Raw genomic sequence first — 26,991 nt, 5'->3', positions numbered from 1 at the left:
CGGCGCGGGCGATGAACGCGTCGGCCATGCGCATCTGGGCCTTGATCCTTGCGGGCGCGCTCGCGCTCGCCGGTTGCGGACTCGCGCATTCGCCGGCGCTGCATGCCGATCGCGACGCCGCGCCGGCGCATCGCCGCGGCGAACTGGTCAGCCTCCAGGCAGTGGAAACGCTGGACCGCGCCGGCGCGCAACGGATCGCGTCCGGATTGCCCGGCGCGATCGCGGTCGACGGCGGCGCGCGCCTGTACCGCGTCGAATACCGGACGGTCTATCGCAACCGCCCGGTCGTGGCCTCCGGCCTGTTCTCGACGCCGAGCGCAGGCGGACGGTCGAAAGGCACGGTCCTGTATCTGCACGGCACCCAGGCCAGCCGCGCCGCGTCGCCGTCGCAGCCCGGACGCGCGGACGGCAACGAGGAAACCGCGGTGTTCGCCGGCAACGGCTTCGATGTCGCGGTGCCGGACTACATCGGCCTGGGCGTGTCGAACGAACCGCAGGCTTATGCGATCGTCGCCGTCCAGGTCGACGCCGCGCTCGACCTGCTGCGCGCGGTGCGCGCGGCATCCGCCGAATTGCATCGCGGCGACGGATCGCCGTCCTTGTACGTGCTGGGATTCTCGCAGGGCGGGCAAAGCGCGGCCGGAGTGCATCGCGCGCTGGAGCGGGCGCCGCTCGACGGCTATCGCCTGCGCGGTTCGATCGGCATCGCCGGGCCGTACGATCTGCGCGCCTTGCTGCTGCGCAAGCTCGCGCCCGAAAGCGCCGGGTCGGCCAACGATGCCGGCTATCTGGCGTTCATCGCCCAGGCCTATTCGGCTTATTACGGGCACCCGTTGAACGAGCTGCTGGCCGACGATTACGCCGCGACGATGCCCGCGTTGTTCGACGGAAGCCAGACCCCGGATCGCATCGGCGCGGCGTTGCCGGCGGATGCGCGCGCATTGCTGCGCCCGGAATTCCTGCGCTCGCTGCGGGCCGGTCGCGAGAGCTGGTTCACCCGCGCGCTCGACGAAAACCAGACCTTCGCCTGGACGCCGGTCGCGCCGTTCCGCATCCATTACGGCGAGGCCGATCGCGACGTGCCGCCGCGTTCGGCGCAGGCGTTGTTCGATTACGCCAAAGCGCGCGGCGGCAACGTCTCGCTGCATTCCATGGGCGCGGTCGATCATTCCGACAGCGCGGCGCTGAGCTATGCGCCGGCGTTGGCGTGGTTCGAACAGCTCGGCGCCATGCCGTGAGCGCGGCCGCGAACGCGCGCGCTCAGTAAGTCTCCGACGAGCGCGGCGCGCGCGCGGCGTCCTCGCTTTCGGGGATTCCGCGCTTGTGGAAATACACCTGCTCGGCGGCCCAGCGCAGCGGCGCGGAATGCAGCAGCAGGTCGAACGGCCAATCGGCCTGGAAGCGATCGAAGGCCCAGCGCAGCGCGCGCTTGCTGCGGAACTTCGGCGCGGCGTCCTGCGCGATCGATTCCGGCGCGGGGCCGAGGCCGCGCGCATGCAGCGCGATCGCCTGTCCCAGCGTTTCGCCGTGCGCCCAGGCCGAATGGATGCCGCCGGCGGTGACCGGCGAGACGATGCCGGCGGCGTCGCCGGTCAGCATCACGCCGTCGCGCGCGAGCGGAAACACCGGGCCGCCGCAGGGGATCAGGCCGGCGCGGGTCGCCGCCGGTTGCAGTTCGGCGTTGAGGCCGACGACGTCGCGCACGCGCGCGAGGAAACCGTCGATGTCGGGCACGCGCGCGCGCTCGGGATCGTGGCGCGCGGCGAGTCCGGCCTGCACGCCGCCGGGATTCTGCGCGACCCAGCCGATGTAGCCCGGCGCGTAGCGTTTGCTGACGAAGCAATGCAGCGCGCCCGACTCGGGCAAGGTCGCGCCGGGAAACTCGTATTCGATGCCGTACAGGAATTCCCGGGTGCGGCCGAGCCCGGCGCGCTCGGCGACGCGCGATTTGGCGCCGTCGGCGCCGACCAGGAAACGGGTGCGGCCCACGCCTTCGACCCGCCAGGCTTCGCCTTCGCGCTCGGCTTGGGTGAACGAGGCGCCCAGGCGCAGGTCCACGCCGTGCCGCACCAGTTCGCGCGCCAGCCAGCGCATCAGCCGCGGCGTGTCGGTGGTCAGGAAGTAATAACCGGGCGCGCTCAAGGCCATGCTGCGCAATCGCGGCGAATACAGCCGGACGCGTTCGACCCGGTGCACGCAGCCGGCCGGCGCGCGGCTGAGCCAGGTTTGCTCCGCGGCCTCCTTGACCACGATGCCGGTGGTGCGCAGCTTGTCGCCGGGATCGCGCTTGCGTTCCAGCACGACCACGCGCAAGCCCGCGCGCGCCGCCGCGAGCGCGCAGGCGGCGCCGGCGAAACTGGCGCCGACCACGACCAGATCGCAATCGAAACGCTCGGAATTCGGAAGCATGGCGCGGACCTCGGCTGGGGATGTGCGGCGCAGTGTGTCCACGCCAGACGAAGCGCGTATGGGGCCTGTGTGAAGTGACCGCGGCGGTCGCGGCGCGAGCGCCTGGCGCGTCGGCGCGTGCGGCGGAGGCGTGCGTACGTTCGTTTCTGGCGGCGCGGGCCGCGTCGCGCGACGGCCGCCGGCCCGCGCGTTCAGCGCGGCTTGCGCGCCAGCACCGCATCCACGGTCGCGGCGAGCGCGGCCAGCGCGTCCTCGCTCGCGCCGTCGCAAGCCGCGCGCACGATCGCGCCGTCGACCGCGACCGCCAGCGCGCGCGCGCGCGTCTCGCGCGCCGCGCCCGCCGGCAGCAGCGCGGCGATGCGCGCCTGCATCGCGCGCTTGTGCGCGCGCGCGCGTTCGCCGGCGTCGGGCAGGGCCGGGCCGAGCTCGGCCACGGTGTTGATGAAGGCGCAGCCGCGGAACTGCGGGTGCGCGAACCATTCGGCCAGGGCCGGCGCCAGCGCCGCGGCGTCGTCGCCGCCGCGGCGCAGGGCGGCGTCGAACCACGCCATCCAGCGCTCGTGGCGGTAATCCAGGAACGCCAGGATCAGCTCGTTCTTGCTCGGGAAATGCCGGTACAACGTCACCTTGGTCACGCCGGATTCGGCGATGACCCGGTCGACGCCGGTGGCGCGCACGCCTTCCAGGTAGAACAGGTCGTGCGCGGTCTGCAGGATGCGCTCGCGCGCGCTCGGGGGCGGGGCGGTCTTGCCGGTCATGGCGCGATGGTAGACCGATTCGTCTACCTGTGCCAGCGTTGTAGACAGATCGGTCTACAAGGCGTAGCGTGCCGGGTAGACAGCTCTGTCTACATCCATCGACCGTTCCCCGAGGAAGCCTCATGGACACCCGCCCGCCGTTGCCCCCGTTCACCCGCGAAACCGCCGCGCAGAAAGTCCGTCTCGCCGAGGACGCGTGGAACTCGCGCGATCCCGAGCGCATCGCCCAGGCCTATACGGCCGACACCCGCTGGCGCAACCGCGCCGAATTCGCGCAGGGGCGCGAGCAGGTGATCGCGTTCCTGCAGCGCAAGTGGAGCCGCGAGCTGGACTACCGGCTGATCAAGGAACTGTGGGCGCACGACGGCGACCGCATCGCGGTGCGTTTCGCCTACGAGTGGCGCGACGATTCGGGGCAGTGGTACCGCAGCTACGGCAACGAGAACTGGGAATTCGCCGACGACGGCCGCATGGCGCGGCGCATCGCCAGCATCAACGACAAGCCGATCGCGGAAAGCGAGCGCAAGTTCCATTGGCCGCAGGGGCGGCGTCCGGACGATCATCCGGGCTTGAGCGAGTTGGGGTTGTAAGCCGGCGGCGGCGCGAAACCGCCGTTGTCGCCAGTCGCCGCCGCTGGTTGGTTCCAGACTGCAGGAGCTGCGCGAGCTGCGACCGCGGGGCCGCCGATTGCGGCGCCGCTTCGGATGCGGGGCGGATGTCGCATCGGTGGCGGGCGACATTCGCCGTGGCTGTGTTGGCGCGGTCGCGACTTGCGTCGCTCCTACAGGGGCAGACGACGCTTACGCCGCCGCGTCGGCTTCGTTTCAGACTGTAGGAGCTGCGCGAGCTGCGACCGCGGGGTAGCCGGTCGCGGCGCCGCTTCCGATGCGGGTCGGACATCGCATCGGCGGCGTGCGGCTTTCGCCGTGGCTGTATTGGCGCGGTCGCGACTTGCGTCGCTCCTACAGGGGGAAACGCCGCTTACGCCGCGGCGTCGAGTCCGGCATAGACCGCGTCGCGCAGATCCAACGTGAACTGTCCGTCCATGCCTTCCAGCGCCGTGTTGGTCAGCGCGACCACGCTGAGCCCGCGCTGCGGGTCGAGGAACCAGGAGTGTCCGTACACGCCGCCCCAGGCCAGGGTGCCGCGCGATTGCGGGGTGGCCGCGGCGAGCGGGTCGGTCAGCACGGCGGCGCCGTAGCCGTAGCCCCCCAGCCCGGGTCCAGGCCTTCGAGCGGCGCCGGCGCATGCGCCTGCAGCAAGCTCGCGACCGTCGCCGGCGCGAACACGCCGTCGCCGCCGCGGCGCAGCGTTTCCAGCAGCTTGAGCACGTCGCCGGCGGTGCCGGCCATGCCGGCGCCGCCGGACGGGTAGGAACCGGCCTTTTCGATCCGGCCCGGGGCGTAGCGCAGCACGCCGTCGAAGAACGGCAGCTCGCTGCCGTCGTGCATGCGCGCCGGCCGGCGCGAGCCGTCGGCGGCGACGCTGTTGCCGTAGTGCGCGCTCAGGCGCTTGTAGTCGGCGACCTGGAAACCGGTGTCGGCCATCGTCAGCGGCGCCAGGATCAGCTCGTCGATCAGCTGCGGCAGCGGCGTGCCGGTGGCGCGCGCGAGCGCTTCGCCGAGCACGTCGAGGCCGAGCGAGTAGCGGAAACCGGTGCCCGGCGCGAAGCGCAGGCGGGTCCGGCCGAGGCGGCGCAGGTTTTCGTCGATGCCCAGGCCCGGCTGGTCGAAACCGTCGGAGACCTCGTGCGCGTCGTAGTCGCTGCCGGCGGGCTCGCCGAAGCGGTAGCTCAAGCCGGAGGTGTGGGCGAGCAGCTGGCGCAGGCTGATGTCGGGCGCGCTGCCGTCGGCCAGCTGCGGGCGGAACTGCGGCAGCCAGCGCGTCACCGGGGCGTCGAGGTCGATGCGGCCGCGCTGGGCCAGCTCGACCGCGGCCGCGGCGACGAAGGGCTTGGTCACCGAGGCCAGCAGGAAGATCGCGTCCTCGCGCATCAGCCGGTCGGACTCGCGGTCGGCCTGGCCGGCGGCGCGGCGGTAGACCACTTCGCCGTCGCGCGCGACCAGCACCACCGCGCCGATCAGGCGGCGTTCGGCCACGGCGCGGTCGAGGGCGTCGTCGACGCGGTCGCGCAAGGACAGGGCCGCGATGGGCGCGGCGGAGGCGGCAAGGTTCATGGCAGGCACTCCTGCGGAGGGACGTGTGGAAAATGGCAGGAATTGTGCAATGCACAAGTGACCGTGGCGAAACACTGCGGTGTCGCTGGCCGGATTGCGCGCGAGCGCGAACGGGCGCAGGCGTTGGACGCCGTTTGCTCGATGTTGCCGATGGTTTTGCCGAAGTTGTGCCGTCGCCGCCGCATGGGCCGGCTCGCCGATTCGGCTTGGCGGGGCGGGCAGGGCCCGGCCCGTCGTTGGCCGCGGCTTGAGCCGCCGGTTTCCCGAGTCCGGAAACGACGAAGGGCGCTCGCGCGCCCTTCGTCGTTGCCTCATGGACCGCGTCGATCAGCCGCGCGGGCCGCGACCGCCGCCGGGGCGTCCGCCACCGCGCGGGCCGCCCGGACGCGGAGCGCCGCCGGGACGGGCGTTGCCGCCGCCGGGACGCGCGCCGGCGCCGGGACGCGGACCGCCGGCACGGCCGCCGGGGCCGCCGGGCTTGGCGCCGCCCGGGCGGGCGTTGCCGCGCGCCGGACGCTCGCTGCCGTAGGGATTGAAGCCGCCGGGGGTGGCGTGGTCGGACGGGAAGCTCGGGGCGTTGCCCGGGTGGCCGTAGGGACGCGCGGCGCGCTGACCCTGGCCCTGGCTGCGGCCGTTGCCGCCACCGCCGCCGTTGCCGCCGCCGAAGCCGGCGCCCTGGGCGCGGCCGCGACCGGCGCCGCGCGCGCCGCCGCCGGGACCGCCGGCGCCGGCGCCGCCGGGACGGCCGCCTTTCTTGCCGCGGCCGTCGGGATTGCGGTGGCCGCTGGGGCCGGTTTCGACGCCTTCCGGCACGTACCAGGTGCGGAACGCGGCCGGATTGCCTTCCGGCAGCGGCTTGACGCCCTTTTCCTTGCGCGTCTTGAACGGCTTGTTGGACTGCTTGGCCGCGGCTTCGCCGCTGACCGTCAGGCCGCCGTGCTTGCGCGGGCCGCCGCGGCCGCGGCCGCCGCGGTCTTCGCGCACGTGGTCGAAGCGGCGCAGTTCGCGGCCTTCGTCGGCGGTGTTGTGGCCGCCGACGTAGCCGGGCGAGCGCTCGCCGGACAGGTGCACGGTCGACTTGGCCGCCTTGCGCTGGCCGATCACCGGCTGCAGGGTCAGCGCCGAGGGCTGGCCGTCTTCCAGGCCCAGCTCCTTGCGCAGCGCCTCGACCTTGTCGCCGGCCAGTTCCTGCGAATGCCCGCGCAGCAGCTCGCGCGGCAGCGCCACGCCGCCGTAGCGGATGCGCTTGAGCCGGCTGACCTGGCAGCCCTGCGATTCCCACAGGCGGCGCACTTCGCGGTTGCGGCCTTCCTTGACCACGACCCGGAACCAGTCGTGCGAATCGGTGCCGCCGATGCGTTCGATCTCGTCGAACTTGGCCGGGCCGTCGTCGAGCGACACGCCGCGGGCGAGGCGGTCGACCAGGTTGTCCGGCACGGTGTCCTCGCCCTCGGGCGCGCGCACGCGGCAGACGTATTCGCGCTCGACCTCGAAGGAGGGGTGCATCAGCGCGTTGGCCAGCTCGCCGTCGGTGGTCAGCAGCAGCAGGCCGGTGGTGTTGATGTCGAGGCGGCCGATCGCGATCCAGCGCGCGCCCTTCAACGCGGGCAGCGAATCGAAGATGGTCGGGCGGCCTTCGGGGTCTTCGCGGGTGGTGACTTCGCCTTCGGGCTTGTTGTACATCAGCACGCGCGAGGGCTCGGTCAGCGCGCTGGCGACGAAACTGCGGCCGTCCAGCTCGATCTTGTCGCCGCCCTTGATGCTCACGCCGACCTGGGCGACATCGCCATTGACCTTGACCAGGCCGTCGGCGATGCGCTGCTCCAGGGCGCGGCGCGAGCCCAGGCCCGCTTGCGCGAGCACTTTGTGCAGGCGTTCTTCCAGGCGCGGCGCTTCGGCCGCGGCGTCGCTGGCGCGCTTCAGGGAAAGCTTGCGACGGGTTTCTTCAGTCATTTGTCTTGCTCCGGCCGGTCGTCTTCGGACTCGGCCTCAAGTTCCGGAACGGTCGTCGTCTCGACGGCGTGTTGGTCTTGCTCGTGATCGTTCGCGTCCGCCGCGCGCTCGCCCGGCGCGGCTTCGGGGTCGTCCGAAAGGACGGTGTGTTCAGGGGTTTCTGCGTCCGCCGGCGCGGCGGGCGCGTCGGCGGCGGAGCCGTCCTGGTCGCCCAGGCCGTCTTCGTTGTCTTGGTCTTGCGCGTCGGCTTCGGCCTCGGCTTCGAGTTCGGGTTCGGGTTCGACGGAGGCGTCCGCGGCGGCTTCGGCCGGGTTCGCGGCGTCGGCTTCGGCTTCGTCGTTGGCGGCCGGCTCGACGCCGTCGCCGGCCGGCTCGGCGTCGTCGGCCAGCCCGGCCGGGATCGGCGCGCCGTCCAGCGGCAGCTGCGGATCGAGCTCGCCGATGTCCTTGAGCTCCGACAGCGGCGGCAGGTCGTCCAGGCGCTTGAGCCCGAAGTAGTCGAGGAAGGCCTTGGTGGTGCCGAACAGGGCCGGCTTGCCGGGCACGTCGCGGTGGCCGACCACGCGGATCCACTCGCGTTCTTCCAGCGCCTTGATGATGTTGCTGCTGACCGCCACGCCGCGGACCTGCTCGATCTCGCCGCGGGTGATCGGCTGGCGGTAGGCGATCAGCGCCAGGGTTTCCAGGGTGGCGCGGGTGTAGCGGGTCTGGCGTTCGGTCCACAGCCGCGCGACCCAGGGGTGCACGTCGGCCTGGACCTGGAAGCGGAAGCCGGAGGCGACCTCGACCAGTTCCACGCCGCGCTCGGCGCAGCCGTCGCGCAGGGTCTGCAGCGCGGTTTCCACGCTGTCCGGCGGCGGCGGCTGGTCCTCGGGGAACAGCGCGTGCAACTGCGCCAGCGACAGCGGCTGGTTGGCCGCGAGCAAGGCGGCTTCGACGATGCGGGTGATCAGCGATTGGTCCATTACAGCCGGGATTCGGGATTCGGGAGTAGGGATTCGGCAAAACCGCCGGGGGCCGGGCGATGCGGGTGGTACGGGTGGTGCAGCTGCGCCGGGAGGGGCGGGGTCCGCGTCGCGGACGGGCCGGCGCGCCGGCTCACGCTTCGCTTTCGTCGTTGGCGGCCGAATCGAACTCGCTGCTGAGCTCGATCTCGTCCGGGTCCTTCATCAACGCCAGCGACTTGACGTAGATCGGCGCCAGCGGACCGTCCTGGACGATTTCCACCAGTTGTTCCTTGGCCAGGGTCAGCACGCCGAGGAAGGTCACGACCGCGCCGAGACGGCCTTCCTCGACCGCGAACAGCGACTCGAAGCGGTGGAACGCGCCGTCGCCCATGCGCGTGAGCAGCTCGCCCATGCGCTGGCGCACGCTCAGCGCGTCGCGCTTGATCGCGTGCTGGGTGTACAGCTCGGCGCGCTTGAACACGTCGTGCAGCGCCAGCAGCAGTTCCTTCAGCTCCACCGGCGGCGGCAGCCGGATCGAGGCGCGGTCCGGCACGAACGCCTGCACCGGCGCGGTGTCGCGATCCTGGCGCGGCAGGCTGTCGATGTCCTCGGCGGCCTTCTTGTAGCGCTCGTACTCCTGCAGCCGGCGGACCAGGTCGGCGCGCGGGTCTTCTTCCTCGCCTTCCTCGTTGACCGCGCGCGGCAGCAGCATGCGCGACTTGATCTCGGCCAGCATCGCGGCCATGACCAGGTAGTCGGCGGCCAGCTCGAAGCGCATCTCGTGCATGGCCTGGATGTATTCGACGTACTGGCGGGTGATGTCCGCCACCGGGATGTCGAGGATGTCCAGGTTCTGCCGGCGGATCAGGTACAGCAGCAGGTCGAGCGGGCCTTCGAAGGCTTCCAGGATGACTTCCAGCGCGTCCGGCGGGATGTACAGATCCTGCGGGATCTGCAGCACCGGCTGGCCGTGCACCACCGCCAGCGGCATTTCCTGCTGCTGCGGCGCGGTCGGGCCCGGATTTTGTCCCGCAGCGTCACCGGCGGGGGAGTCCGCGGTGGATTCGTCGGCGGGCGCGGCTTGGTGGGTCATCAGGAACCGGCCCCTCCGGGCCGTCGGCAAAGCTTGTTGCGACGATGCGCGCGGCACGCAGCCGCGCCAGGCCTTCGTTCGCGGCGCATGGGAACCGGCTGTGGAAGCGGGATTCCCAAAAGCGGGGCGCCCGAACCGGGTTCCCTGCATGCCGGACGAAGCGTCCCTGCGGGTGCTACGGACCACTCGAAAAAGGTGTGCGCTTGGCCCGAACGGCTCCGACCGGCGCGCCAGGCAGGGCCGGGCGGCTGGGGCTAGGAGGCTTGCGGGCGCGGGCGGAGGACGACAGCGAAGCACGCGTACCGGCGCACCGATGGTGTGCGTGGGAGTACGGGTACGGACGTGGCGACGGGCGTGGGGTTCCGGTCGCGACGGGGTTTGCTGCATCCGGCCTGACGGCAATCGGGGTTTAGGGTAAGGGCTGGGGGCGATGGTGTCCAGCGCCGGCATGAACGACAGCGGCCCGTCGTGGGCCGTCGGGCGCGGCCTGGCGCCGTTCTAGAGCAATTGATCCACGCAGTGACGACATCTTTATACGTAAGGTTGCGGCCGCCGAACGGTCGTCGCGCCTCTGCCGTCGGGGGGCGGCATGCGGCTAGACTGGCGCCATCGCGGGATCACGCACGTTTTGGGGAACATCAGGATGAAGCAAGCAAGGATCGCGGCCCTCGCCTTGGCCGTGGCATTGGCGGCATGCAGCAAACCTCCGGCCGCCGCGCCCGAGGCGGCCCAGCCCGCCGCGCCGGCCGCCGCCGCCCAACCCGTCGCCGCCGCTGCGGCGCCCGCCGCGCCCGCGGCCGCGGCCGCGGCCGAGCGCCCGGCGCTGCCGGAAGGCGCCTGCGCCAAGACCGAGGACGGTTTCGACAGCTTCCTGGAGGCCTATGTCGGCGGCGACCCCGCCGTGCGCGCCGCCTATACCGCGCCGGAAATCGAAGTGCGCGAGCTCAAGGACCCGGCCAAACTGATTTCGAAGCAGCCCGCCGCCCAGGCCGGTCCGTTCCGGATCGCCCTGATCGATTCGCAATGGTCGTACTTCGAGCCCGGCAAGGCCGACGGCGAACTGGCGCGGATCCAGCTCGACCGCAAGCTCGAAGGCGACAAGGCGCGGGTGGATTACGTCAAGGCCGAGTTCTCGCCCGACGAAGAAGTGGTCAAGACCCTCGGCGCCCCCGAGGCTTACGTGTTCGAACACCAACAAGGGTGCTGGCAGCTGACCCTGCAGCTGCGCTGACAGCGCGCCCGCGACCACCGACGCGGGTCCGGCCCCATCACCCAGCGCGCGAGCGCGAACGAAACATCGACAAGGAGAAGTACGATGCCCAATTACAAGATCGTCGAGTCGGTCGGCAACAAGGTCCAGAACGTCCACGACTTCGAGGACATCGAGCGCCATCACCCCAGCCGCGGCAACGAGAAGGGCCGCGTCTACGGCACCGTCAACGGCGAGCGCGAGGAACTGCTCGGCAACTACAACGGCAAGGCCACGGTGACCCGCGACGGCGACCACTTCGTGTCCAAGGACTTCGTCCTGCAGGCCAACGGCAACGCCTCGGTCAAGGTGCCGGCGGTGGCCAACGGCTACATCGGCAAGATCGATCCGTCCGACGGCATCGTCCAGATCTACGACAAGCCGGCCAACGACCCCAGCCGCGAGATGATCGCGCAGTACCGCCACATGGACCTGCGCAACACCGACCTGCGCGTGGGCCAGAAGATCGAGTACGGCGAGCCGCTGGGCATCCAGAGCGGCTTCAACAACGGCAAGTCCAACGCGTTCGGCAAGCACGTCCATATCGACATCAACACCGGCTACCTGCCGCAGATGGAGCGCTACATCCGCGACATGGACCGCGGCGCGATCACCACCGACAAGCGCCCGCCGCATTCGGAGAACCTGACCGGCAAGGCCCAGGTCAGCGACGTTTCGGGCAAGGGCAGCATCGTCCACACCCCGGGCGTCAACGCCGGCAACGCGCACAACCACGACCACAAGCCCGGCGACAAGCACGACCACAAGCCCGCCGCGCAGGCCGCGCCGATGGCCGACGGGGTGCTGCGCAAGGACGAGCACGGGCCGGAAGTCAAGGCGATGCAGGAGCGCCTCAACGCGCTGGGCTACCGCGACGCCGACGGCAAGGCGCTGGTCGCCGACGGCAAGTTCGGCGACCGCACCAAGCATGCGGTCGAGCAGTTCCAGCGCGAGCATCCGGGCCTGACCGTCGACGGCATCGCCGGCCCGAACACCTTGCGCGAGCTCAAGACCGCGCAGCCGCGTCACGACGCCCCGGCGCGCGATCCCAACGCCGGCCCGCTGCTGTCGGACCCGAACCACCGCGACCACGCCATGTACCAGCAGGCGGTGACCGGCCTGGAGAAGCTCGGCGGCTTCAAGGACCACAAGGAACTCGAGCGCGCCGCGGCCACGCTGACCTACGACGCGCGCGTCAGCGGCCTGACCAAGATCGACCACGTCGTGCCCAACGCCAACGGCAAGGGCATTTTCGCGGTGCAGGGCGAGCTCAACGATCCCAGCCACCACCGCGCCTACGTCGACCGCAACCAGGCGACCCAGCAGAGCGTGGAGCAGTCGACCCAGCGCCTGCAGCAGGACGTGCCGCAGTCGGCGCAGCAGCAGACCCAGCAGCAGGAGCAGCAGCGCAACCAGCAGTCGACCCAGACCAAGGTCGCCTGAGCGTTCTGAGCTCGCGGTAACGCCGCCGGTCCGCCGGCACGCACAGCCCGCATCTTCGGATGCGGGCTGTTTTCTTGAGCCCGCCCGCGCCACGGAGGCCGACGGTGTCGCACGCCCGGATTTTCGCCGACTTCGCCTACGCGGCGGCCGACGGCTGCCTGCGCCTGGACGCGCGCGGCACCTTGCAGGACCTGCGCCGCACCGGCGTGCGGCTGCGGCCGGGGCTGGTGCTGTGGCTGTGCGACGGCGAGCGCATCGCCCTGGCCCAGGTCGCCGACTGCGAGGGCCACGGCGCCCGCCACGCGCGCCTGCTGGCCGCGCCGGTGGCGGTCGACGGCGGCTGAGCGGCGCTGCGGACCGCCGCATCGGGCAAGTTCGCGCGGCCGCGGCGGACTCGCGGCGGGGGCTACAATGCGCGTTCCCCACGCCGCTCCGCCGAGGTTGGTCATGTGGTATCTGATCGAAGGTTACGACGCCGCCGATGCGCTGCCCAAGCGCGCCCTGGCGCGTCCCGCGCATTTGCAGCGCCTGCACGAACTGCGCGATCAGGGCCGTTTGCTGCTGGCCGGGCCGTGTCCGGCGATCGACGCCGAGGATCCGGGCCCGGCCGGTTTCAGCGGCAGCGCGGTCGTGGCCGAGTTCGAATCGCTCGAGGCCGCGCGCGCCTGGGCCGATGCCGATCCTTATGTCGACGCCGGCGTGTACGCGCGGGTCGAGGTGCGGCCGTTCCGCAAGGTGCTGCCGTGAGCCTGCCGCGCGAGCAGCGCGCCGAGGCGATCCGCGCCGCGATCGTGGCCGCGCTGGCGCCGGTGTCGCTGGAAATCGAAGACGAGAGCCATCGCCATGCCGGCCACGCCGGCGCGCAGGACGGGCGCGGCCATTTCCGCGTCGCCGTGATCAGCCAGGCCTTCGCCGGCATGCTGCCGCTGGCGCGCCACCGCGCGGTGTATTCCGCGGTCGGCGAACTGATGACCACCGACATCCACGCGCTGGCGATCAACGCCAAGACGCCGCAGGAAGCCGGTCTGTGAAGTAGACGGGCAGGGCGCGTTGCGCGTGCGCGCAGCGCGCCGCATGACGCGGCGCAACATGGTTTTGCCGGGGATTTGCGCGCTTTCCGACCGTCTAAACGCTTTTCATAACAAGCGCTTTACACTCGTTCCTGAAAACGTTTACAGTCGTCGCACTTTCAGCCGCGAAGGGCGATCGAGACTGTGGTGAGCGTGACGATCAAAGATGTCGCCCGCGCGGCCCAGGTGTCGGTGGCGACAGTATCGCGGACTTTGAACGGGCATGGCAACGTCGCCGAAGACGTGCGCCGGCGCGTCCTGGCCGTCGCCAACGACCTGCGCTACACGCCGCATGCGGCGGCGCGCAGCCTCAGCAGCCGCCGCACCCAGACGCTCGGCGTGGTGCTGCCGGATCTGCACGGCGAGTTCTTTTCCGAACTGGTGCGCGGCGTCGATCAGGTCGCGCGCGAGCATCGCCTGCATCTGTTGGTGTCGAGCTACCACGGCCAGCCGGAAGAACAGATCTCCGCGCTGCGGGCGATGCGCGGTCGGGTCGACGGCCTGCTGGTGATGTCGCCGTATGCCGCCGCGCAAGTGTCGATCGCCGAGGAACTGGCCGCGACCCTGCCGACGGTGCTGATCAACGCCCAGGACGCCGGCGCCGACACGCCTTCGCTGAACGTCGACAACTACGGCGGCGCGCAGGCGATGGTCGAGCACCTCGTCGCCGCGGGCCACCGCCGCATCGCCTTCATCGCCGGCCCGGAAGACAACTTCGACGCCAACGAGCGCCTGCGCGGCTATCGCGAAGCGCTGGCGCGGCTGTTGCCGGATGCGCGCGAATGGGTGCTGCCGGGCAAGTTCGACGAAGCCTCCGGCCACGCCGCCGGCGCCGCCCTGCTGGCCGCGCGCGAACGTCCCGATGCGGTGTTCGCCGCCAACGACATGATGGCGCTGGGCTGCCTGTTCGGACTGGTCCAGGGCGGGCTGCGCGTGCCCGACGACATCGCCGTGACCGGCTTCGACGACATTCCGCTGGCGCGCTACGTCCACCCTGCGCTAACGACCATGCGGGTCAATATCGCCGAGCTCGGCGCGCGCGCGGCGCGGATGCTGCTGGCCCGGCTCAATCCCGAACCGGCGGCGGAGTCCGCGCCGGCGTCGGGCGAACATCACGAACACCAAGAAAAACCGCGGCAAAGCGAGCCGTTGCGGCCGGAATTGATCGTGCGCGAGTCGGGGCTACGCCGAGGGGGCGGCGCCTGATCGCGGGCGAAAAAAATTTGGTCGCGCGTGTAAGCGATTACAAAACACGCCGCTTCTCAACGCTGCCCCGCGCAGCGACGTGCTCCTTGGAGGGAGGAACGCAGATGCATCACCCAATCGATAACCGACGCCGACATCCATCGTTGCGCTCGCGCCTGGCCGGCGCGCCCGGCCGCAGCCTGCTGGCCTGCGCGCTGGCCAGCTGCCTGATGCTGGCGGCGCCGGCCGCCTTGGCGCAAAGCACCGCAGCGACGATCCGCGGCGTCGTCAGCGGCAACGCCGGCCCGTCCGGCAACGCCAGCGTCAGCGCGACCAACCTCGCCAGCGGCCTGGTGCGCAAGGTCCAGACCGCCGGCGACGGCAACTACACCCTGGCCGGCCTGCCGCCGGGCACCTACCGCATCGACGTCGACGCCGACGGCCAGACCAACACCCGCAACGTCACCGTCGCGGTGGGCCAGACCGCGACCTTGAACCTGTCGACCGGCGGCGTCGCCGAGACCGCGCCGGGCGGGCAGAGCGCCACCGACATCGACAAGGTCACCGTGACCGCCGCGGCGCTGGCCGAGGTGCGCACGTCCGAGAACGCCACCTACATCTCGACCAAGCAGATCGAGGCGCTGCCGCAGGGCACGCGCAACTTCCTCGCCTTCGCCGACACCGTGCCGGGCGTGCAGTTCGTGCAGGCGTCGAACGGCTCGGCGTCGCTGCGCAGCGGCGCGCAGAGCTCCAACGGCGTCAACGTCTACATCGACGGCGTCGGCCAGAAGAACTACGTGCTGGCCGGCGGCATTTCCGGCCAGGACGACACCCGCGGCAATCCGTTCCCGCAGTCGGCGATCGGCGAATACAAGGTCATCACCTCGAACTACAAGGCCGAGTTCGACCAGCTCAGCTCGGCCGCGATCACCGCGGTGACGCGCTCGGGCACCAACGAATTCCACGGCGACTTCTTCTGGGACAACACCTTCGAGAAGTGGCGCGCGCCGACCCCGGCCGAGGACAAGGCCGGGGTCAAGACCGATTCGAAGGAGGAGCAGTACGGCATCTCCTTCGGCGGCCCGATCATCCAGGACAAGATGCATTTCTTCGTCGCCTACGAGGCGAAGGAATACAACACGCCGTTCACGATCAAGCCCGGCGAAGGCGTCACCGCGGCGACCCTGCCGGCGCAGTTCCAGTCGCTGATCGGCGGCGTCAACGCGCCGTTCAAGGAAGACCTGTATTTCGCCAAGCTCGACCTGAGCGTCGGCGAGAACCACTACTTCGAACTGACCGGCAAGTACCGCGACGAGACCGAACTGACCGGCGTCGACGGCATCAGCACGGTTCCGTTCGGCACCGCCAAGGACAACCAGGACAAGCGCGCGGACCTGCGCTACCAGTACACCGGCGAGGGCTGGATCAACGACGCCCACCTGACCTTCGAAGACGCCGCCTACAACCCGCGCGCCAACGCCTTCGGCAACGGCTATGTGCTGACCCGCGGCGACAACGGCTCCAGCGGCGACAAGCGCGTGCTCAACGCCGGTCCCGGCGAGAACTTCCAGAACAAGTCGCAGAAGGGCTGGTCGTTTCAGGACGACCTGACCTTCACCGACCTGCAGTGGCACGGCAACCACACCGTCAAGATGGGCGTGAAGTACAAGTCCATCGACATCAGCGCGACCGAGCAGATCCCGTACAACCCGCAGTTCTTCTACGACATCGGCGGCGATCTGGTGTCGCCGTACCTGGTGCGCTTCGGCGCCGGCCTGCCGGGCATCGCCAACGGCAGCGTGGAGTCGCGCAACAAGCAGTTCGGCATCTACATCCAGGACGACTGGGAGGTCAACGACAAGCTGACCTTGAACCTCGGCGTGCGCTGGGATTACGAGACCAGCGACGTCTACACCGACTACCGCACCCCGGCCGATGTGCTCAATGCGCTCAACAGCCAGGATCCGCGCGCGCCGGCCGGACAAAGCTACCGCCAGAGCCTGGCCAACGGCGGCATCGACCTCAACAAGTTCATCAGCGACGGCAGCCAGCGCAGCAACTTCAAGGACGCGATCCAGCCGCGCCTGGGCTTCTCCTACGATCTCAACGCCGACCAGCGCCACGTGATCTACGGCGGCGCCGGCCGCGCCTACGACCGCAACATCTTCAACAACCTGCAGCTGGAAACGACCAAGGGCACGTTCCCGACCTATTCGTACCGCTTCAACCAGCCGGGCCATCCGTGCACGCCGGGCGTCGGCGACTGTCTGGCGTTCAATCCCGGCCTGATGAACCGCGAAGCGTTGGAAGCGCTGGTCGCGGCCAATCCGAACTTCGGCCGCGAAGTGTTCCTGCTCAGCAACGACCTGAAGACGCCGTACTCGGATCAGTTCAGCATCGGCATGCGCAACGCGGTGACGATCGGCGAGACCGAGTGGCAGACCGACGTCGGCGTCTCGCGCATCGTCAGCAAGGACGGCTTCGCGTTCCTGCTCGGCAACCGCAACCCGGACGGCTCGTTCTATCCGCCGGGCGCGCAGTGGGGCGCGCCGTTCGGCGCCGGCATTCCGGGCTTCGGCCGCGCGCTGATTCTCGGCGTGAACGGCATCGAGACCCGCGCCAATTCGCTGCTGGTCAAGATCGACAAGCCCTACACGCGCGAGTCGGGCTGGGGCGTGACGGTGGCCTACACCTTCACCGACGCCGAGGAAAACCGCGAGACCGGCGAGTCGTTCTCGCTCGACCATCCGAGCCTGGCCGGCTTCGGCTGGCACGACCCGAAGGGCGTGCCGCGCCATCGCATGGTCGCCACCGGCATCTACGACGGCCCGTGGGGGCTGACGTTCTCCGGCAAGCTGACCCTGGCGAGCCCGACCGGCTATTACTTCGTCAATTGCTCGCAGTCGCCCGACGGCAACGACCGCGCCTGCTTCACCGACCAGTACAAGGAAGACCGCACGATCGGCTTCAAGCAGCTGGATCTGGCGGTGAGCAAGGAGTTCGATACCGGCGCCGGGTTCAAGTTCCGCATCCGCGGCGACGTGCTCAACGTCACCAACGCGCGCAACTACAACCAGTTCGATACGTTCGCCGGCCGTCTGGGCGCGCCGAACCCGAACTTCGGCGATCACCAGGACGGCATCATCCTGCCGACCCGCACGTTCAAGCTGTCGATGGGCTTCAGCTGGTAAACGCCGCGCGCCGGCCGCGTCTGCGGCCGGCGCCGGTTTGCGCTCGCAGCGGGAACCAATCGCGGCGAGGCAGGGACAAAGCAAACGAGGTGTCCGCGCCCGGGGCGCGGACGGGTTCACGAAGACACAGGGGTCTTTGGCTTCATGCAACACGCAAAAACGACAACGCGCGCAGTCTCCTTCGCTGTCCTGGGCACGCTGTTGCTCGCATTGTCCTCTTGCAAGAAGCCGGAGGAGCAATCGCAGACGCAACCCATCGTCAGTCCGGAGCCGGTCGTGGTCGAGCCGCTGAAGCAGGAGCGGCTCGAACTGCCGCCGTTGTTCCGCGATATCGAGAAGCGGACGTTCCAGTTTTTCTGGGATACGTCGAACGAGCGCAATGGCTTGACGCCTGACCGCTATCCCTCAAGGCCGTTCGCGTCCATCGCTTCGGTCGGGTTCGCGTTGACCGCATATCCTATCGGCATCGAACGCGGCTGGGTCAGCCGCACCCAGGCGGTCGACCGCACCCTGGTCACGCTGAAGTTCCTGCGCGACCTGCCGGCCGGCCCGCAGGCCAGCGGCAAGGGCAGCTACAAGGGGTTCTACTACCACTTCCTCGACATGCAGAAGGGCGAGCGTTACGACAGCTGGGTCGAGCTGTCGAGCGTGGACACCGGCCTGCTGATGATGGGCGTGCTGTTCGCGCAGTCGTACTACGACCGCGACGACGCGCGCGAGAAGGAAATCCGCGAGATCGCCGACGCCTTGTACAAGCGGGTCGACTGGCAGTGGCTGCAACAGAACAAGCCGCTGATCTCGATGGGCTGGTTCCCGGAGTCGGGCTTCATCAAGCACGACTGGATGGGCTACAACGAGGCCATGCTGCTGTACGTGCTGGCGCTGGGCTCGCCGAGCCATCCGGTCGAGCCGGAAGCCTGGACGGTGTGGACGCGCACCTACAACGATGTCTGGGGCGTGTACCAGGGCGAGGAGTTCCTGGCCTTCGGCCCGATGTTCGGCCACCAGTACAGTCACGTCTGGATCGATTTCCGCGGGATCCAGGACGAGTACATGCGCGAGCGCGGCATCGACTATTTCGAGAACAGCCGCCGCGCCGCCTACGCCCAGCGCGCCTACGCCATCGCCAACCCGATGAAGTGGAAGGACTACGGCCCCGAGCTGTGGGGCCTGACCGCGAGCGACGGCCCGCAGCAGACCTTGCAGGAATACCGCGGCGAGCAGCGCCAGTTCCGCCATTACTCGGCGCGCGGCGCCGGCCTGCGCGAGAACTTCGACGACGGCACCATCGCCCCGACCGCGGCGATCGCCTCGCTGCCGTTCGCGCCGGAGATCGTGATTCCGACCACCGTGTCGATGCACGAGCGCTACGGCGAGTACATCTATTCCAGCTACGGCTTCCTGGATTCGTTCAACCCCAGCTTCAACTACGACATTCCGCTCAAGACCGGGCGGCTGGTGCCGAACCAGGGCTGGGTGTCGAGCGACTACATCGGCATCGACCAGGGGCCGATCCTGACCATGATCTCGAACTACCGCAACGAATTCGTCTGGAACGTGATGAAGCGCAATGCCTACATCCGCACCGGGCTGGAGCGCGCGGGCTTCAAGGGCGGCTGGCTGGCGCCGCCGGAGGACAAGGGCAAGGACGGCGGCAAGGACGCGGGCAAGGACAAGGCCGCCGAGGCCAAGCCGGCGGCGAAGCCGGCCGGCCCGATGGATCCGGCCACCGCGCGCGCGCTCGGCGAGGCGGAGTCGCGCGCCGCGCGCACGCCGCCGAAGCCGGCGCCGAAGCCCGAATGAGCGCTTGAGCCTCATGAGTGCGGTCGCGCCCGACGGCGGCAGGCAGGGTCTGGGCGTTCGCGCGCGGCAACGAGGCGGCCGCCGCGCGCGCGCTGTCGCGGCGATGCGGCGCCTGTTCGCACTGATCGCGTTGGCGCTGCTGGCCACGCTGCTGGGCAGTTGCTCCGGCCGCGGCGACGGGCGCACGGTGGTGAAGTTCTGGGCGATGGGCTTCGAAGGCGAGATGGTCCAGCGCCTGATCCCCGAGTTCGAACGCCGCCATCCCGACATCCGCGTGCAGGTGCAGCAGCTGCCGATCACCTCCGCGCACGAGAAGCTGCTGACCGCGTTCGCCGGCGATTCGCTGCCGGACGTGTGCGCGATCGGCAACACCTGGGTGTCCGAGTTCGCGCTGCTCGACGCGCTGCAGCCGCTCGACGCGCGCGTCGCGGCGACGGCGTCGCTGCGCGCGCAGGACTATTTCCCGGGCGCCTGGGACACCGGCGTGATCGACGGCCGGGTCTACGCGGTGCCGTGGTACGTCGAAACGCGGCTGCCGTACTACCGCCGCGACCTGCTGCTGAAGGCCGGCATCGCCCAGCCGCCCAAGACCTGGGACGAGTGGAAGACCGCGATGGCGGCGATCAAGCGCGAAGTCGGCCCCGACCGTTACGCCGCGCTGTTTCCGCTCAACGAACCCGAGCCGCTGTTGAACCTGGGCATCCAGGCCGACGAGCCGCTGCTGCGCGACGGCGGCCGCTACGGCAATTTCCGCAGCCCCGGCTTCAAGCGCGCGCTGGCGTTCTATCGCGAGGCGTTCGAGCGCCAGTGGGCGCCGCTGGCGAGCAACACCCAGATCGCCAACGTCTGGAACGAATTCGGCCGCGGCTATTTCAGTTTCTACGTCAACGGCCCCTGGAACATCGCCGAGTTCAAGAAGCGCCTGCCGGCCGAACTGCAGGACACCTGGATGACCATGCCGCTGCCGGGCGAACACGGCCCGGGCGCGTCGGTCGCCGGCGGCGCCAGCTTCGTGCTGTTCCGCGGCTCGCAGCGCCAGGACGCGGCGTGGAAGCTGATCGCCTACCTGTCCGAACCGCAGACCCAGATCCGCTTCCACGGCTTCACCGGCAACCTGCCGCCGCGGCGCGAGTCGTGGAGCGCGCCGGCGCTGGTCGCCGACCCGTACGCGCGCGCGTTCCGCGACCAGCTCGAGCGCGCGCGGCCGGCGCCGAAGGTGCCGGAATGGGAGCGCATCGCGATGGAGATCAAGCTGGTCGGCGAGCAGCTCGCGAACGGACGGCTGACGGTCGACCAGGCCGCCGAGGAACTCGACCGCCGCGCCGACCGGATCCTGGAAAAGCGCCGCTGGATGCTCGACCACGCGGCCAAGCCCGCGGCCGCGGCCGGGGAGGGCGCATGAAGCCCTCGACCGCCGGCTGGATGTTCGCCGCGCCCGCGCTGACCGTGATCGGGGTGTTCTTCGGCCTGCCGGTGCTGGCCGCGCTGGCGCTGAGCCTGACCGACTTCGACATCTACTCGCTGGCCCACATCGAGAACCTGCGTTTCGTCGGCTTCGACAATTACCTGAACCTGCTGCGCAATCCGCTGTTCTGGAAGGCGCTCGGCAACACCTTGTACTTCGTCGTCGTCGGCGTGCCGCTGTCGATCGCGGTGTCGCTGGGCGCGGCGCTGCTGCTCAATTCGAAACTCGGCGCGTTCAAGCCGTTCTTCCGCACCGCGTTCTTCGCCCCGGTGGTGACCACGGTGGTCGCGGTCGCGGTGATCTGGCGCTATCTGCTGCACACGCGTTACGGCCTGATCAACTGGGGCCTGTCGGCGCTCGGCATCGATCCCGTCGATTGGCTCGGCGATCCGCACTGGGCGATGCCTAGCATCATCCTGTTCGCGGTGTGGAAGAACTTCGGCTACAACATGATCATCTTCCTCGCCGGCCTGCAGGCGATCCCCGAAGACCTGTACGAAGCCGCGCGCATCGACGGCGCCAGCGCTTCGCGCCAGTTCCGCCACATCACCCTGCCGATCCTCGGGCCGGTGCTGCTGATGGTCAGCATCCTGACCCTGGCCGGCTATTTCCAGCTGTTCGCCGAGCCCTATGTGATGACCCAGGGCGGCCCGCTGCAAAGCACGGTCAGCGTGCTGTACCTGATGTACGAAGAAGGCTTCAAGTGGTGGAACCTCGGCAACGCCTCGGCGGTGGCCTTCCTGCTGTTCGTGCTGATGACCGCGACCACCAGCGCGCTGATGTGGCTGGCGCGGCGCAAGGGGATCGAATGAACCGCGACGGCATGCCGGCGTGGCTGGCCCGCGCCATCGTCAACGGCCTGCTGATCGCGCTGGCCGCGCTGAGCCTGGCGCCGCTGCTGTGGATGCTGGCGGTGTCGCTGATGCAGCCCGGCGAAGCCGCGGCGTTCCCGCCGCCGCTGTGGCCGAAGTCGCCGACCCTGCACAACTACAGCGAGCTGTTCTCGCGCATGGGCATGGGCCGCTACCTGCTCAACAGCTTCCTGGTCTCGACCCTGGTCACCGTGATCGCGGTGCTGCTCAACACCCTGGCCGGCTACGCCTTCGCCAAGCTCGCCTTCGCCGGGCGCGAGACCGTGTTCCGGCTGCTGCTGGCGGCGCTGGTGATTCCGGCGCAGGTGTCGATGATGCCGCTGTTCCTGATGCTCAAGCAGATGGGGCTGATCAACACCTACGCCGGCGCGGTGGTGCCGGGCATGGCCGGCATCTTCGGCATTTTCCTGGTCCGCCAGTACGCGCGCTCGATTCCCGACGAACTGCTGGAGGCGCCGCGCATCGACGGCGCCGGCGAGCTGCGGATCTTCTTCCAGATCGTGCTGCCGGCGTTGCGGCCGATCCTGGTGACCCTGGCGATGTTCAGTTTCCTCGGCGCCTGGAACGATTTCATGTGGCCGCTGATCGTGCTCAGCGACGAACACCTGCAGACCCTGCCGGTGGCGCTGGCCTCGCTGTCGCGCGAGCACGTGCAGGACAACGAAATGATGATGGCCGGCTCGGTGGTGACCGTGGTCCCGGTGCTGCTGCTGTTCCTGGCGTTGCAGCGTCACTACCTGCAGGGTCTGTTGGTCGGCAGCGTCAAGGGCTGAGGCCGGCGGCGCGCGGTTCGGGCGCCCGCGGGCGCGATGGTTGCGATGGCGAGCCGCGGGCTGCGGCGGAAGGAGTGCGAGCGATGGCGGAACGACGAGGCGGTACGACGGGTTTGAAGGCGGCGATCTGGCTGATGGCGCTCGCGCCGTGCGCAGCCGCGGCGGCCGCGCCGGCAGTGTCGGCGCCGCGCACGCTCGACGATTTCGAATCCGCCGGGCCGTGGAAGGTCGTCGTCTCCGATCAGGTCACCGCCCAACTGCGCAAGACCGACGGCGCCGACGGCGCGGCGCTGTGCCTGGACTACGATTTCAACGGCGTGTCGGGCTACGCGGGCTTGCAGCGCGAGTTGCCGCTGGACTATCCCGACAACTACCAGTTCGCGTTCCAACTGCGCGGCGATTCGCCGGCCAACGACCTGCAGTTCAAGCTGGTCGACGCCAGCGGCGACAACGTGTGGTGGGTCAACACGCCGCGTTACGACTACCCGAAGCAGTGGACGCCGGTGGTCTACAAGAAGCGGCACATCTCGCGCGCCTGGGGCCCCGATCCGGATCCGAGCTTGCGCCGCAGCGCCAAGCTCGAATTCACCATTTACAACAGCGCCGGCGGCAAGGGCTCGGTGTGTTTCGATTCGCTGAGCCTGCAGCCGTTGCCGGTCGATCCGGGCGGGCCGTATCTGGCACGCGCCAGCGCGAACGCGGCGCTGCCGGGCGGCGCGGCGGGCAACGCGGTCGACGGCAAGCGCGACAGCGCGTGGCGGGCCAAGCTCGATCCGGCCGCGCCGCCGCAGTTGACCGTCGACCTGGGCCGCTCGCGCGAACTCGGCGGCGTGGTGCTGCGCTGGCTCGGCGACGCCTACGCGTCGGCGTATCGGTTGGCGCTGTCCGACGACGGCCAGCGCTGGCGCGATGCCGCCGCGCTCGGCGATGGCGACGGCGATGCGGATTTCATCGCGCTGCCCGAAGCGCAGGCGCGCTACCTGCGCCTCACCGCGCGGGGCGGGCCGAAGGCGGAGATCGCGCTGGCGGAGTTCGAGGTCAAGCCGCTGGCGTTCGCCGCCACGCCGAACGATTTCGTCCGCGCCGTCGCCGCGGAAGCGCCGCGCGGCCGCTACCCGCGCGGGTTCAGCGGCGAGCAGCCGTATTGGACCTTGATCGGCGTCGACGGCGGCACCGATCAGGCGCTGATCGGCGAAGACGGCGCGATCGAAGTCGGCAAGGGCGCTTTCAGTCTCGAGCCGTTCGTGGTCAGCGACGGCAAGCTGGCGACCTGGGCCGATGCGCAGGTCTCGCAGACTTTGCAGGACGGCTATCTGCCGATTCCGTCCTCGCATTGGAAGCATCCGCAGTTCGGTCTCGACATCACCGCCTTCGCCGACGACCGCCGCGACAGCGGCGGCGGTTCGCGCTTGATGGCGCGTTACCGACTGACCAACACCGGCGCGCAACCGCGCAGCTACCAGTTCGTGCTGGCGCTGCGGCCGTTGCAGGTCAATCCGCCGACCCAGTTCCTCAGTCAGGTCGGCGGCGTCAGCCGCATCCGCAGCCTGCGCAGCGACAAGCACGGTTTCAGTGTCGAAGGCGGCGACGGGCGGCTGGCGTCGCGGCGGATCCAGGCCAGCGCCGCCGATGCGACGCTGGCGGCGACCTTCGATCATGGCGACGTGGTCAAGCTGTTGGCGCAGGCCGATTGGGCGCGTTCGTGCGCGGCCTGCAGCGCCGAAGCCGAGTTCCTGGGCCGCTTCGGCGGTTCGGTCCAGACCGCCGTCGACAACGACCGCAACGCGATGGCGTCCGGCGCGCTGGTCTATCGCGTTACGTTGCAGCCCGGCCAGTCGCGCGAGTTCGTCTGGAGCAGCGCGCTGATCGGCGCGGACGAGGGCGGCTTCGGCGATGCCGCCGAAGTCGCCGCGCGCCAGGCACTGGTCGCGCAACAGTGGCGCGACAAGCTCGACCGGGTCGCGCTGCGGGTGCCGGCCGCCGGCCAGCACGTGGTCGATACGCTGCGCACCGCGCTGGCGCACATGCTGATCAGCCGCACCGGCCCGCGCCTGCAGCCGGGCACGCGCTCGTACGCGCGCGCCTGGATCCGCGACGGCGCGATGATCAACGAAGGCCTGCTGCGGCTCGGCCGCGAGGACGTGGCCGAACAATTCCTGCGCTGGTACGCGCCGTACCAGTTCGCCAACGGCAAGGTGCCGTGCTGCGTCGACGACCGCGGCAGCGACCCGGTGCCGGAGAACGACAGCCACGGCGAGCTGATCTTCGCCATCGCCGAGCAATACCGCTACGACCGCAACCGCGCGCTGCTGGCGCAGATGTGGCCGCACGTGGTCGGCGCGGTGCGCTACATGGATCAGCTGCGCGCGAGCGAGCGTACCGAGGCCAATCGCGCGCGCGATCCGGCCTTTTACGGAATGATGCCGGCTTCGATCAGCCACGAAGGCTATTCGGCCAAGCCGATGCATTCGTACTGGGACAATTTCTGGGCGCTGCGCGGCTACAAGGACGCGGTCGAGATCGCGACGTGGTTGGGCAAGGACGAGGAAGCGCGCGCGTTCGCCGCCTCGCGCGATGAGTTCCGCACCGATCTGTACGCATCCATCGACCACGCCGCGCGCCGCCACGGCATCGACTACATCCCCGGCGCGGCCGAGCTCGGCGATTTCGACGCCACCTCGACCACCATCGCGCTGGCGCCCGGCGGCGAACAGGGCCGGCTGCCGCAGCCGCTGCTCGACAACACGTTCGAGCGTTACTGGAAGGAGTTCGTCGACCGCCGCGACGGCCGCCGCGAATGGAAGGACTACACGCCTTACGAACTGCGCACGGTCGGCAGCTTCGTCCGCCTGGGCTGGCGCGAGCGCGCGCACGAGGCGCTGGATTTCTTCTTCAAGGACCAGCAGCCGCGCGGCTGGAACCAGTGGGCCGAAGTGGTCTCGCGCACGCCGCGCAAGCCGTTCTTCGTCGGCGACCTGCCGCACGCCTGGGTCGAGTCGGACTATGTGCGCTCGGTGCTGGAGATGTTCGCCTACACCCGCGACCTCGATCGGTCGCTGGTGCTGGCCGCGGGCGTGCCGGCGGCGTGGCTCGACGGCGAGGGCGTGAGCGTGTCGGGGTTGCGCACGCCGTACGGTGCGTTGGGGTATCGCTTGCGCCGCAGCGGGGCGCAGGTGTCGTTCGAACTGGAATCGGGGCTGCGTCTGCCGCCGGGCGGGGTGGCGTTGAAATGGCCGTTGGCGACGGCGCCGGGGCGCACGCTGGTCGATGGCAAAGCGCGCGAATGGAAGGACGGCGAGCTCAAGATCGAGCGGGTGCCGGCGCGGGTGACGGTCGAGGTGGAATGAGTTCGGCGCTTGCGCTGGGGTAACGGTGTCGACGCAGAGCGTCGGGCGCGAGGCGCCTTCCGCTTCAAAGCGCTGTTTGGAAGTCGTCATCCCCGCGAAAGCGGGGATCCAGAGACTTCAGAGCCATGCTGCGATAAAGCCCTGGATCCCCGCTTTCGCGGGGATGACGTCCTGGTGAGAGGCCGGTCGTTGTTGTAGAAGGGACTTCAGGCCCGACGTCTTGCGACCCGGTCGCCAAGCACCGCCCTCACGCGCACCAATGCACATCCAACGGCACCTCGCCCTGCATCGCCAACAACACCGGATAACGCTTCACATCGCCATCGGCCAGCGCCTGCCGGAACACCTCGCGCTTGGCCTTGCCCTGGATCAGCAGGAACCGCGATTGCGCCAGCGCCAGCCCGGCCGGGGTCAGGCTGATGCGCTTGCTCCATTGCTTCGCGCCCGCGGAGCCGCCGGCATCGATGGCGACGTACGGCTGGCGCGAGTTCAACACCCGATCCAGCGCCGCCATGCCGGGGAACAGCGACGCGGTGTGGCCGTCTTCGCCCATGCCCAGCGCCACCGCGCTGACCGGTTGGCGGGCGTGGGCGTTGGCGAAGGACACCGCTTCCTCCATGCCGTGGCCGGGGCGGGTCAGCGATTCGAAGCGCGCCATCGCGGCGTTGTCGCGCAGCAGGTTGGTGCGCACCAGCCAGGCGTTGCTGTCGGGGTCGCTCGGTTGCAGCCAGCGTTCGTCGACCAAGGCGACGTCGACCCGCGCCCAGTCCAGCGGCGCGCGCGCCAGCGCGCGGTAGACCGGCGCCGGCGTGGTGCCGCCGGACAGCAGCAGGCGCACGCGCGGGCGCCGGGCGAGGTCGCGACGCAGTTCGGCGGCGATCGCCACCGCGCTGGCCCAGGTCCAGGCGTCGGCGTTGCGGTGTTCGTGCCAGCGATAAGGCGCGGCCTCGCGCTGGGCGGGATCGTGCGGGACGGGGCGGGAATCGTCGAGCATGCGGCGATCTTCGCATGCGGCGGTTTAAGCCGGTGTGCTGACTGAATGTGACTGATGCCTCATGTGCGGGCGGTTGAAGTGCGCAGTGCGTCGGTGGGCGGCGCGCTCGCGTTGGCCGTTGCGGGATCGCTGGGCCGGTTCGGTGCGGGTTTGGCGCAAGCGTTCGGAGACGAAGTTTCTTTCATGGAAAAGCGGCTGCCGGTTTTATCGGGCGCAGCGAAAAGGCCGCCCGGGTGAGGGCGGCCTTCGATTGGATCGCATC

Annotated in this window: 22 protein-coding genes; 14 read left to right on the top strand and 8 right to left on the bottom strand. The window is 69.9% G+C overall.

Going from position 1 to position 26,991, the window contains the following annotated elements:
• Window positions 1-11 precede the first annotated feature (11 nt).
• Window positions 12-1,238: an alpha/beta hydrolase family protein gene (locus JHW38_RS04990; protein ID WP_207524912.1), complete on the top strand. Its 1,227-nt coding sequence runs from the start codon at window positions 12-14 to the stop codon at window positions 1,236-1,238.
• A 22-nt stretch (window positions 1,239-1,260) separates the two neighbouring features.
• On the opposite strand, the gene JHW38_RS04985 is transcribed toward JHW38_RS04990, so the two are convergent.
• On the bottom strand, window positions 1,261-2,409 hold the full coding sequence (locus JHW38_RS04985) for an NAD(P)/FAD-dependent oxidoreductase (RefSeq protein ID WP_207524911.1): 1,149 nt from the start codon (window positions 2,407-2,409) through the stop codon (window positions 1,261-1,263).
• Window positions 2,410-2,600: 191 nt separating this feature from the next.
• A complete protein-coding gene (locus tag JHW38_RS04980) occupies window positions 2,601-3,167 on the bottom strand; it encodes a TetR/AcrR family transcriptional regulator (protein ID WP_207524910.1) in 567 nt (188 codons plus the stop codon).
• Between the two features lie 122 nt (window positions 3,168-3,289).
• Here JHW38_RS04980 and JHW38_RS04975 point away from each other — a divergent pair, with 122 nt between their 5' ends.
• Window positions 3,290-3,757 carry a DUF1348 family protein gene (locus JHW38_RS04975; RefSeq protein WP_207524909.1) on the top strand — a complete coding sequence of 156 codons (468 nt, stop codon included), beginning with the start codon at window positions 3,290-3,292 and terminating at the stop codon, window positions 3,755-3,757.
• A gap of 391 nt (window positions 3,758-4,148) precedes the next feature.
• Here the strand turns inward: JHW38_RS04975 and JHW38_RS04970 are convergent, their stop codons facing one another.
• From JHW38_RS04970 to JHW38_RS04950, 5 genes are all read right to left on the bottom strand, one after another.
• The gene (locus tag JHW38_RS04970) at window positions 4,149-4,355 is read right to left on the bottom strand and encodes a serine hydrolase (protein WP_207524908.1); all 207 of its coding nucleotides are present in this window, start codon (window positions 4,353-4,355) and stop codon (window positions 4,149-4,151) included.
• Window positions 4,349-5,344: a serine hydrolase domain-containing protein gene (locus tag JHW38_RS04965; RefSeq protein WP_207524907.1), complete on the bottom strand. Its 996-nt coding sequence runs from the start codon at window positions 5,342-5,344 to the stop codon at window positions 4,349-4,351. Before JHW38_RS04965 ends, JHW38_RS04970 begins: the two co-directional genes overlap by 7 nt.
• A gap of 327 nt (window positions 5,345-5,671) precedes the next feature.
• Window positions 5,672-7,297 (bottom strand): pseudouridine synthase, encoded by a 1,626-nt coding sequence (locus JHW38_RS04960; RefSeq protein WP_207524906.1) that lies wholly within the window; start codon window positions 7,295-7,297, stop codon window positions 5,672-5,674.
• On the bottom strand, window positions 7,294-8,262 hold the full coding sequence (gene scpB, locus JHW38_RS04955) for an SMC-Scp complex subunit ScpB (RefSeq protein WP_207524905.1): 969 nt from the start codon (window positions 8,260-8,262) through the stop codon (window positions 7,294-7,296). The genes JHW38_RS04960 and scpB overlap by 4 nt, the downstream gene beginning before the upstream one ends.
• 133 nt (window positions 8,263-8,395) lie before the next feature.
• A complete protein-coding gene (locus tag JHW38_RS04950; protein ID WP_242691360.1) occupies window positions 8,396-9,235 on the bottom strand; it encodes a segregation and condensation protein A in 840 nt (279 codons plus the stop codon).
• 745 nt (window positions 9,236-9,980) lie between these two features.
• Between JHW38_RS04950 and JHW38_RS04945 the strand changes: the two genes are divergently transcribed.
• The 12 genes from JHW38_RS04945 to JHW38_RS04890 all read left to right on the top strand — a co-directional run bounded on the left by JHW38_RS04945 (window position 9,981) and on the right by JHW38_RS04890 (window position 25,735).
• Window positions 9,981-10,568, top strand: a complete 588-nt coding sequence (locus tag JHW38_RS04945; protein WP_207524903.1) for a hypothetical protein — start codon at window positions 9,981-9,983, stop codon at window positions 10,566-10,568.
• Window positions 10,569-10,652: 84 nt separating this feature from the next.
• On the top strand, window positions 10,653-12,029 hold the full coding sequence (locus JHW38_RS25420; RefSeq protein WP_242691210.1) for a peptidoglycan-binding domain-containing protein: 1,377 nt from the start codon (window positions 10,653-10,655) through the stop codon (window positions 12,027-12,029).
• A gap of 104 nt (window positions 12,030-12,133) precedes the next feature.
• Entirely contained in the window at window positions 12,134-12,373 is a 240-nt protein-coding gene (locus JHW38_RS04935) for a hypothetical protein (RefSeq protein WP_207524902.1), read from the top strand.
• A gap of 103 nt (window positions 12,374-12,476) precedes the next feature.
• A complete protein-coding gene (locus tag JHW38_RS04930; RefSeq protein ID WP_207524901.1) occupies window positions 12,477-12,776 on the top strand; it encodes a YciI family protein in 300 nt (99 codons plus the stop codon).
• A 2-nt stretch (window positions 12,777-12,778) separates the two neighbouring features.
• Window positions 12,779-13,060 carry a BolA family protein gene (locus JHW38_RS04925; protein WP_207526255.1) on the top strand — a complete coding sequence of 94 codons (282 nt, stop codon included), beginning with the start codon at window positions 12,779-12,781 and terminating at the stop codon, window positions 13,058-13,060.
• 186 nt (window positions 13,061-13,246) lie between these two features.
• Window positions 13,247-14,305: a LacI family DNA-binding transcriptional regulator gene (locus tag JHW38_RS04920; RefSeq protein WP_242691208.1), complete on the top strand. Its 1,059-nt coding sequence runs from the start codon at window positions 13,247-13,249 to the stop codon at window positions 14,303-14,305.
• Window positions 14,306-14,514: 209 nt separating this feature from the next.
• Entirely contained in the window at window positions 14,515-17,475 is a 2,961-nt protein-coding gene (locus tag JHW38_RS04915) for a TonB-dependent receptor (RefSeq protein ID WP_428995309.1), read from the top strand.
• 144 nt (window positions 17,476-17,619) lie between these two features.
• A complete protein-coding gene (locus tag JHW38_RS04910) occupies window positions 17,620-19,278 on the top strand; it encodes a glucoamylase family protein (protein WP_207524899.1) in 1,659 nt (552 codons plus the stop codon).
• 103 nt (window positions 19,279-19,381) lie between these two features.
• Window positions 19,382-20,680 carry a sugar ABC transporter substrate-binding protein gene (locus JHW38_RS04905; protein ID WP_207524898.1) on the top strand — a complete coding sequence of 433 codons (1,299 nt, stop codon included), beginning with the start codon at window positions 19,382-19,384 and terminating at the stop codon, window positions 20,678-20,680.
• Complete coding sequence (locus JHW38_RS04900; RefSeq protein ID WP_207524897.1) at window positions 20,677-21,555, top strand: carbohydrate ABC transporter permease; 879 nt, start codon at window positions 20,677-20,679, stop codon at window positions 21,553-21,555. Before JHW38_RS04905 ends, JHW38_RS04900 begins: the two co-directional genes overlap by 4 nt.
• Complete coding sequence (locus JHW38_RS04895) at window positions 21,552-22,388, top strand: carbohydrate ABC transporter permease (protein WP_207524896.1); 837 nt, start codon at window positions 21,552-21,554, stop codon at window positions 22,386-22,388. The genes JHW38_RS04900 and JHW38_RS04895 overlap by 4 nt, the downstream gene beginning before the upstream one ends.
• Window positions 22,389-22,522: 134 nt before the next feature.
• Entirely contained in the window at window positions 22,523-25,735 is a 3,213-nt protein-coding gene (locus JHW38_RS04890) for a discoidin domain-containing protein (protein ID WP_207526253.1), read from the top strand.
• Between the two features lie 247 nt (window positions 25,736-25,982).
• Here the strand turns inward: JHW38_RS04890 and pgl are convergent, their stop codons facing one another.
• Entirely contained in the window at window positions 25,983-26,729 is a 747-nt protein-coding gene (gene pgl, locus JHW38_RS04885; protein ID WP_207524895.1) for a 6-phosphogluconolactonase, read from the bottom strand.
• Window positions 26,730-26,991 lie beyond the last annotated feature (262 nt).

It is taken from the genome of Lysobacter enzymogenes, from assembly GCF_017355525.1.
Classification (GTDB): Bacteria; Pseudomonadota; Gammaproteobacteria; order Xanthomonadales; family Xanthomonadaceae; genus Lysobacter; species Lysobacter enzymogenes_C.
This window is presented reverse-complemented; position numbering and strand designations above follow the sequence as displayed.

Excerpts from the sequence above, each read along its gene's own strand:
- JHW38_RS04990 (WP_207524912.1), top strand. The coding sequence starts at position 12 with ATGAACGCGTCGGCCATGCGCATCTGGGCCTTGATCCTTGCGGGCGCG.
- JHW38_RS04985 (WP_207524911.1), bottom strand. The coding sequence starts at position 2,409 with ATGCTTCCGAATTCCGAGCGTTTCGATTGCGATCTGGTCGTGGTCGGC.
- JHW38_RS04980 (WP_207524910.1), bottom strand. The coding sequence starts at position 3,167 with ATGACCGGCAAGACCGCCCCGCCCCCGAGCGCGCGCGAGCGCATCCTG.
- JHW38_RS04975 (WP_207524909.1), top strand. The coding sequence starts at position 3,290 with ATGGACACCCGCCCGCCGTTGCCCCCGTTCACCCGCGAAACCGCCGCG.
- JHW38_RS04965 (WP_207524907.1), bottom strand. The coding sequence starts at position 5,344 with ATGAACCTTGCCGCCTCCGCCGCGCCCATCGCGGCCCTGTCCTTGCGC.
- JHW38_RS04960 (WP_207524906.1), bottom strand. The coding sequence starts at position 7,297 with ATGACTGAAGAAACCCGTCGCAAGCTTTCCCTGAAGCGCGCCAGCGAC.
- scpB (WP_207524905.1), bottom strand. The coding sequence starts at position 8,262 with ATGGACCAATCGCTGATCACCCGCATCGTCGAAGCCGCCTTGCTCGCG.
- JHW38_RS04950 (WP_242691360.1), bottom strand. The coding sequence starts at position 9,235 with ATGCCGCTGGCGGTGGTGCACGGCCAGCCGGTGCTGCAGATCCCGCAG.
- JHW38_RS04945 (WP_207524903.1), top strand. The coding sequence starts at position 9,981 with ATGAAGCAAGCAAGGATCGCGGCCCTCGCCTTGGCCGTGGCATTGGCG.
- JHW38_RS25420 (WP_242691210.1), top strand. The coding sequence starts at position 10,653 with ATGCCCAATTACAAGATCGTCGAGTCGGTCGGCAACAAGGTCCAGAAC.
- JHW38_RS04930 (WP_207524901.1), top strand. The coding sequence starts at position 12,477 with ATGTGGTATCTGATCGAAGGTTACGACGCCGCCGATGCGCTGCCCAAG.
- JHW38_RS04915 (WP_428995309.1), top strand. The coding sequence starts at position 14,515 with ATGCTGGCGGCGCCGGCCGCCTTGGCGCAAAGCACCGCAGCGACGATC.
- JHW38_RS04910 (WP_207524899.1), top strand. The coding sequence starts at position 17,620 with ATGCAACACGCAAAAACGACAACGCGCGCAGTCTCCTTCGCTGTCCTG.
- JHW38_RS04905 (WP_207524898.1), top strand. The coding sequence starts at position 19,382 with ATGCGGCGCCTGTTCGCACTGATCGCGTTGGCGCTGCTGGCCACGCTG.
- JHW38_RS04900 (WP_207524897.1), top strand. The coding sequence starts at position 20,677 with ATGAAGCCCTCGACCGCCGGCTGGATGTTCGCCGCGCCCGCGCTGACC.
- JHW38_RS04895 (WP_207524896.1), top strand. The coding sequence starts at position 21,552 with ATGAACCGCGACGGCATGCCGGCGTGGCTGGCCCGCGCCATCGTCAAC.
- JHW38_RS04890 (WP_207526253.1), top strand. The coding sequence starts at position 22,523 with ATGGCGCTCGCGCCGTGCGCAGCCGCGGCGGCCGCGCCGGCAGTGTCG.
- pgl (WP_207524895.1), bottom strand. The coding sequence starts at position 26,729 with ATGCTCGACGATTCCCGCCCCGTCCCGCACGATCCCGCCCAGCGCGAG.